This window comes from Caballeronia ptereochthonis, assembly GCF_001545075.1.
In the GTDB taxonomy this organism is placed as follows: domain Bacteria; phylum Pseudomonadota; class Gammaproteobacteria; order Burkholderiales; family Burkholderiaceae; genus Caballeronia; species Caballeronia ptereochthonis.
This window is the reverse complement of record NZ_FCOB02000085.1, coordinates 1-1,966: the sequence shown is the minus strand read 5'-3', so window position 1 is coordinate 1,966 and position 1,966 is coordinate 1. Positions and strand designations below refer to the sequence as shown.

General features: G+C 56.1%; 1 protein-coding gene. It reads left to right on the top strand.

Annotation, left to right across the window (positions count from 1 at the left end; translation table 11 throughout):
- Positions 1-440 precede the first annotated feature (440 nt).
- The gene (locus AWB83_RS35520; protein WP_061152633.1) at positions 441-1,244 is read left to right on the top strand and encodes a ParB N-terminal domain-containing protein; all 804 of its coding nucleotides are present in this window, start codon (positions 441-443) and stop codon (positions 1,242-1,244) included.
- Positions 1,245-1,966: the final 722 nt, after the last annotated feature.

Here is a 1,966-nt window from a genome sequence, read left to right as displayed (position 1 = left end):
GTCAAGAATTACAAAAGCGATGTGCAGAAGTCCCTTTTCGATAGGCAGAGGGGCTTTCCCGGGGGTCTCCTGAGGGTCATCCGTGGGCTTTGGAGACCTTCGGTGAGTCTCCCACGGGGCCTCTTTGCAACCCCTTGGATTCCCTCAGGGAAGCCCCGGTAGAGCCTCTGGGAGCCCTTGGTTTCCTTGGATGGTCTGTGATGTGTTTCCCCTTGTTCGTCTCCCTACGGGATGCCATAGGCTCCCTTAGGTCACCCCTGAGTCTTTCCTGTGGTCTTGGAGACCTTGCGGTGATGCTCCACAGCCTTATCTGACGGGCCTGTGAGGGATTCTCAGGGGATTCTAAGGGTCTCCTATGCTTACTTCAATAAACGAAGTACGATTGCGGCCCCTGTCCCCGCCTCTCCTTTTAGGATGAGCCTACAATCTGCCCCTAATTCATGACTGACGGTTTTTACGCGACTAAGCAAGCGGTCGAGGCCAGCATTGCGGCCAACCCCATCCCGACCCCGAAGAAGCCCACCAAGCTACCCCCATCCCAGATTCTGTTCATGACGGAACTGTTCCAGCATCGGTTGGAGAAGGGCTGGGAGAGCGATAAGCACATAGCAACGTTGAAACGGGTGGTGAAGGGTGGCGATACCCTTGAGCCGCTGACCGTGTTTTGGACCGGTACCGGATGGACCTGCATTGATGGTCACCACCGAGCTGATGCGTATGAAGCGGCTGACTTCAAGGGCAGGATTCCGGTAACGGTGTTCGACGGGTCATTAGATGAGGCCATTACTCATGCAGCGATGACGAACAGCCGTGACAAGCTGCCGATGAAGCCCGAAGAGAAAACCCATGCGGCATGGCGGCTGACTGTTCTCACCCCTGACGTTTCCATCAACGATGTTCACAAGGCAACGACGGTAGCCAAATCCCGTATCAGCGATATGCGGAAGGTGCGTGACTTCATCATCGATAATCACGGTAAGGAGTACGCAGCAGATCTAAGATGGCGAGAAGCGTGGAGCCTTTGGAAGGGAGCCCATAAGGATGATGATGTTGGGTCCGATGACTGGGTTGAGCGTGAAGCTCAGAAGCTGGCGGAGCGGTTGCGAAAGACGTTCGGTAAGGAGCTTGAGCGCAACCCAGAAGTAACGTGGAGGGCGCTTGATATGTACAGCCCTAACTTGGTCGAGCGCATATCCAAGTGGTTGGGAGTGGACTGGGTTAATCCTGAAGAGCTCGAATTCTGAAGCCCCCTGTAGGACCCTCATACAGCCCTTCTGAGCGGTTCCGCGGTCTTCGAGTCCCGTACCTTCCTGAGGCCTCCCAGCCCTTCCAAGGCTATTAGATGGGTCCTAGATGGTCACGGTCTTAGAAGGAAGATCAACGTTGATCTTGGGGCTTCCACGGGGGGATGATCAAGCTTGATCATTTGGGGAACGCGCCGCCAGGTTGCAGCCAGGTGCAAGGTTGCACTTTCCCCGGGAACCAAGGAAGGAGGGAAGGAGGCAACCAAGGAACCAAGGAAGGAAGGAACCAAGGAACCAAGATGACGAACGGAGCCATTGCCCTCGGTGATGTAGCAGCACGAGCCAGCCATATCGAGGTGGCATGTTCGCGGTGTGAGCGTAGGGGCCGGTATCAGGTGGCGCGGCTGGTGGAGTCCCTTGGCCCTGAGTTCCCCATGACTGACCTTGGTGCCGAGCTGGCGAGCTGCCCCCGTAGGAATGCCTCAGCCCATAACGAGCGATGTGATGTGTACTTCCCGGGTCTGAGGAAGGTGATGTACGGGGATGATCCAGCGTCGGTCCCTGAGGGAGACTGAAGCTCACCCCTGTTGCGTCAACCCAATTCGTCCAACAGCGAAAGAAGCCTCGTCATCGTTTTGTCTGCATCCTTCCGGCGGCACATTTCAAATACCACCTGCAAATGATCCTTGCCTGAAGTGGGCTCTTGTTGCGTAGCTTTGGGC